Source organism: Phytobacter sp. V69 (assembly GCF_965644215.1).
GTDB lineage: Bacteria > Pseudomonadota > Gammaproteobacteria > Enterobacterales > Enterobacteriaceae > Phytobacter.
In genome coordinates this window covers 1-5,233 of record NZ_CBFFRL010000264.1, presented here as the reverse complement: position 1 = coordinate 5,233, position 5,233 = coordinate 1, and the positions used below count along the sequence as shown (strand labels likewise).

Below are 5,233 nucleotides of genomic sequence, written 5' to 3'. Positions count from 1 at the left end.
AAGTGGCCGAACTGCTGCCATGGAACGTGGATCTCACCAATAAATAGCCGTCAATACGGCACTCACTGATCGCTTACTCAATATGAATACAATTGTAATTCATTTGTAATTCAAAAGTGTCCAGATATTTGCACCAAAAGGGCATTTCCATACAAAGAGGGGAACTCGTGAAACTTGTTAGAAAAGACAGATACCATACGACAGTGCGTTTTCTTAACTCTAATGAAAAAGCAGCTCTTCATAACGTCTTCGGGGCAGGGCGGCGAGCCAGTGAAAGGGAAGAAGACATTGTGAAGCGTGTCATTAGTGAGATGGATAAATTCAGCCTGTATATTGAATGCGACTGCCTGCCAACGGGTACCAGCCAGCCCCTCAGCTGTGAAGTCGAAAAAACCTTTATCCGAAGAGTTAAGAGCGCTCCGGAACATGACGGTCATTGCCCCTTGTTTCACCTGAGAAAGCACCGGGCCAGGGAAACGGACGAAGAGGAAGGAAATGAGGGGGCAATTGCGCCGATGGTACCTGTAGACATCAACGACATTTTTACCCGAAAAGTAAAACCGGGTACCCCTGGCCCAGGGGTAAATGAACCTCATGGCCGACGGCGTAGATCTCGTCTAAAGCCGGTACCAGCATTGGGGCGACTTCTCTTCACCTTGCTGGAAGGAGCAGGGATTAATACCATGAATCTCCTTCCGGATGTGCAAACCCCCGGATTAACTACAGTACTTAGCTCACTGTATTCCTACATCCAGTCCCTCTCATTCAGAAACGGTGTGATAGCGTCACGGGTTATCACCACCCGAACTAACATTACGCCAGAAGAACAGGATCAAATGTTGAGTTACCTGGAAAGCAATCATCTGGATTGGCAAGGTGACAGGGAACGAGAATTCTTCCTCATAGGGTATTCAGAGTCCCTCGAGACAAACAAAGTGACTTTCCGGCTAAAGGGTAAGGAGCTACCGCCATTTTTGACGGCAAAACCAATTAAAACCTTTGGTGAATCCATCCAAAATATCGGCACAAAAGCGCCTTACTGGGTCATATTACGATTTCGCCGTGGAGATAATGGAAAGGTGTATTGCGATGAAGGATACGCGCATTGTGCCTTTAAGAAACACAACCCCATTCCCGTAGACAGTGACAAGGAACGGGCTACTCTCAGAACGATCGAACGGGCTGCGGAATACATCAGAACGCAAAATTTAAAAGCAGGAAAACCTCAGCCAACGCTTACGGTCCGCAAACCCTTGTTCACTGTTACCGTGCCGGGAGATGATGGTAATCCTACTGAAGTTCACCCTGATTTTTTGATTGAGTTCCTGCCTACCGGAAGCCAGAATTCCCTCAATATCGTGGTAGAAACGATGGGATATGACTCCCCGGACTATCTGGAACGAAAACAGAGAACTCATCCAGGCATGAGGGAACTGGGATTACTCCTGACGGATCCTTACGGTTACCCACACAAATCTGATAGGAGCTTTATGCAGGAGTTGCTGAGTTGCTTGTTTCAGCCAGAGAGGCATCGTCAGGTGTGACAAACAACCCTCACATGCGCCTCATACAAGGAACGAAGGATAGAAGGGGAAGCGTGACAATTTGCCCTCACATGAGGCAATTTGATGCAGCCAAGTCCTGAGTTTATTCGTTTGAGTGTGACAAATCACCCTCAATGAGAGGTTAATTCCGGCAGAACCGATATTGAGAACTCAAAGAAAATCTAACTGTGACAAACAGCACTCTATTAAACGATGAAATGTGTGACAGATAGCCCTGAGAAACAGAGAGAAGTGTGACAAATCGCCTTCAATCAAAAAACATCAGATACTTTCTACATCTTTGAAAGAAAAGACAATGTGTGTGGTTTGACGTCCACTTTTCTTCTCTATGTAACTCAGACGCATTGGAGTTCTGCTGTTGATTTCGTCCACGCATGCCTGCAGAAAGCGCCGGCGAAAGTCTGGCATGCGCTGATAGCTTTGTGGCAACTGGTAGCGCTCCATGATCCATTCAACGCGAAGAGACACAACACCTGACCCATCAGGTTTACGGTACTGGCAGAGTGATTCATAAAGACGCATTGCGTAAGGATTTGTTATTTCTTTGGTTTCACTCAACCGAAATTGAGTAAAGCGGTTCTGGAGACCAATGAAGAAGGGGATGAGGTAAGGGTTAATATGCACACTATAAACGCCACGGGCCGGGCTGTGAGCGCGTTTAATGAACCAGGGGAAGGTCTCATATCCCTTTTCATCACCTGAGTCTTCTTCCGGACGATAGAACACTACCTCCTTGCCGGCAAATCCCTTAAGCGCCTGTCGAATATCCTTACTTGCCTCAGCCGAGGTCAGCCCGAAGGTGGAGGCATATTGTGCCACCTGAATTTCGCATATTCCGTCATGCTCCTGCAGCGTTCCGTCACTTTTGCGGATCTGGTCAACAAAAAGATAGAGCATGCGCTTTTGATCTCGCGATAAGCTGTAGGCTGCTTCGGTCAGTTCGTTGGACTGAACGATGCGAGGACTATTTTTGCGCTTCTTCGAATTAATCAGGGCGATTTCTGTCATGACCATTCCATGTAAACTGTGACAAGTATGGAGATTGTCACGGTTTACTCCACAGGTCAACCGATGTGATCAACTCTGTGAATTACCGCCAGACCAGAGGGTGATTTGTCACAGACTTGAGGGCAAAATGTCACGTGAACCCCCGGATCCAGAGGGTGATTTGTCACAGCGTAAGGGTAATTTGTCACAGCAGCATCGCTGCAAGGCTTGAAATCACTGGCCTCAGGACGCATCTAAAAATAAAGATCTAAAAACCCCTTAAAAAGATCTTTATAAAAATATCATCTGTATAAGTGGATAAGTACTTTGTACGGTGCGTAAGCAGATCATGCAAACTCAGTTTCCCTGGTGCTTCCTCGCTCACTCGCGTGCTTCGCCCGGTCGTTCGGCTGCGGCGAGCACTGTCTGCTCTTTCAGGGCGGTGTTACGTTATTTTAGCGACCGGAATATCTTTCCATCTTGTGGTGTAGGCCGGTGATAACATTTCCCGCTTCATTTTCCACGTCGGAGAAATCCCTCTTCCGGCAAACCATATCTGGCCCATCCCGCTCTGATTAACGTGGTCGACAACTTTCATGAGTGCCTGACTGTGTGGTCGTGGCGGCTGTTCATCAAACAGGTTCAGCTGAGCTATACCACTCATGGTGAAATCATTGAGCATTACCCCCGCTTTGGCAAAACGATGTCCCTCCCTCCAGATACGCTCCAGCGCTCTCTGAGCGGCGGCAATAATATCTCGCGTATCCTGAGTTGGTGTCAGCAACGTTTCGCTGGCAACATTGCTGTAATACGGCTCGGTTACAGCGAACGGGGAAGACTTAACGAATACAGAGATATGCCTGCAAAATTGTCTCTCGCCACGTAATTTTTCGGCAGCACGTTCGGCATACTGGCAGACTGCCTGGCGCATTCCATCCAGGGTGGTGATCCGCTCACCAAATGACCGGCTGCAGACTATTTGCTGTTTCGCCGGAGGGGCTTCCTCGAAAGGGATGCAACTGTCACCATTGAGTTCCCTGACGGTGCGCTCCAGAACAACGGAGAAATTTTTACGGATCAATACCGTGTTTGCCTTGGCCAGATCCAGTGCTGTCCTGATACCCATGACGTGTAGTTTTTTCGCTGTCCGGTTTCCGACCCCCCAGACTTCGTCTACTGGCTGCATGGAAAGCAGTTTGCGTGTTCTTAACGGATTTTCCGGTGTCAGGGCCAGCACGCCCCGGAACTGCTTCCATTCTTTCGAAGCCCATTGCGCGGATTTGGCGAGAGTGAGACTGGGACCAAACCCAATCCCGACAGTCAGACGTGTACAGGCGTGCACATGTTCGCGAACCTGTCGCCCATACTCTTCAAATGAGAGACAGTTATCAATCCCGCTACAGTCCAGAAAAAGCTCATCGACTGAATAGGGCATTACGCGCGGAGCCATTTCCTCCAGACTGTGCATGACGCGTGCAGACATTGATGCATAAAGTTCATAATTGCTTGAAAATGCGTATATTTTTTCAGGGTAATGGTTGTTCTTTATCTGAAACCACGGCGTCCCCATTTTTATGTAGGGTTTTGATGCAGCGCTGCGGGCGATCACACAGCCATCATTGTTACTAACAATGATCACCGGTTTACCCTTCAGGTCCGGGCGAAACACCTGCTCGCAGCTGGCATAAAAACTGTTCACATCAGCCAAAGCAAACATCAGTACATCTCCCTGGGACGGTGAATAATGTGAGTAACCACACCAAAAATGTCCAGTTCGTCCGGGTCTGGATAGAGAGGAGACCAAGCCGGGTTCATGGGCTGGAGCATCAACTGAGGTCTCAGTAACAACCGTTTAACAGTGAACTCACCCTGTATACTGGCCACGACAATATCCCCATGTAGAGGTTTCTCTGCGCTGTCCACGACCAGGAGGTCACCGTTAAACAGACTGCCGTCGGCCATGCTGTCGCCACTTGCACGCAGGTAGTAGGTCGCGCTGGGGTGGCGAATACAGTATTCGTGAAGATCCAGATCGGCTTCCACATAATCGGCTGCCGGACTGGGCCATCCGCAGCTCGCCAGGTCTGCATATAGGGGATGGCTCTGAGGTGGTATATCTTGCCCGGGAATGAAGAATTGCAGTTTCATGGTATGCCTTAATAATGCTGTTTATGCATACAGTATTATTAGGTGTATCAAAGGATGGTTTCAAGCTACATGGATGATATTTCTGCTAACAAGCTGAAATATTGTAAAAAGAAAATCAGGTAGTGATGACTGTCTTGTAGACATTTTCTCTGGTGATGCTGTTTTAACCAGGTGAGCAGGAGATTTAAAAGGGTTAGGGCAGGGGAGAAGATCAGAAGCAAGACCCTGTCTTGTGTGCCAATGAGCAACGGTCGATATCTGTTTTCGATTATCCCCGCGCCGTCCAGACCGCTGCTGGCATGACGCTGGCGGGGTTGCCGGCAACAGTGATTCCACCGTGCCGCTGCGGCTGAAGACATGCCCGCAGCGGCCTGAACTGGCAGCCTTCCTTGCCTTGGCCGGAGAGGCCTTAACGTCCCCTGTGTGCCAGTAGCGGACATTGATAAGATTGATAGCATTAAGGAAGGTGCGATTTAATCGTCAATTATGAGAACATAACCCTTTCTTTGACATAGACTTTTCACGATGCCCGC

Annotated in this window: 4 protein-coding genes; 1 reads left to right on the top strand and 3 read right to left on the bottom strand. The window is 48.7% G+C overall.

The features are described 5' to 3' along the window. Window positions 1-167 precede the first annotated feature (167 nt). Window positions 168-1,544, top strand: coding sequence for a DUF8534 domain-containing protein (locus tag ACSZPU_RS23100; RefSeq protein WP_499003620.1), 1,377 nt, complete (start codon window positions 168-170; stop codon window positions 1,542-1,544). Between the two features lie 282 nt (window positions 1,545-1,826). On the opposite strand, the gene repE is transcribed toward ACSZPU_RS23100, so the two are convergent. From repE to umuD, 3 genes are all read right to left on the bottom strand, one after another. Continuing rightward, complete coding sequence (gene repE, locus ACSZPU_RS23095) at window positions 1,827-2,573, bottom strand: replication initiation protein RepE (protein WP_499003617.1); 747 nt, start codon at window positions 2,571-2,573, stop codon at window positions 1,827-1,829. A 424-nt stretch (window positions 2,574-2,997) separates the two neighbouring features. Next, window positions 2,998-4,269: a translesion error-prone DNA polymerase V subunit UmuC gene (gene umuC, locus ACSZPU_RS23090; protein ID WP_499003615.1), complete on the bottom strand. Its 1,272-nt coding sequence runs from the start codon at window positions 4,267-4,269 to the stop codon at window positions 2,998-3,000. Then, window positions 4,269-4,700, bottom strand: coding sequence for a translesion error-prone DNA polymerase V autoproteolytic subunit (gene umuD, locus ACSZPU_RS23085; protein WP_499003612.1), 432 nt, complete (start codon window positions 4,698-4,700; stop codon window positions 4,269-4,271). Before umuD ends, umuC begins: the two co-directional genes overlap by 1 nt. Window positions 4,701-5,233 lie beyond the last annotated feature (533 nt).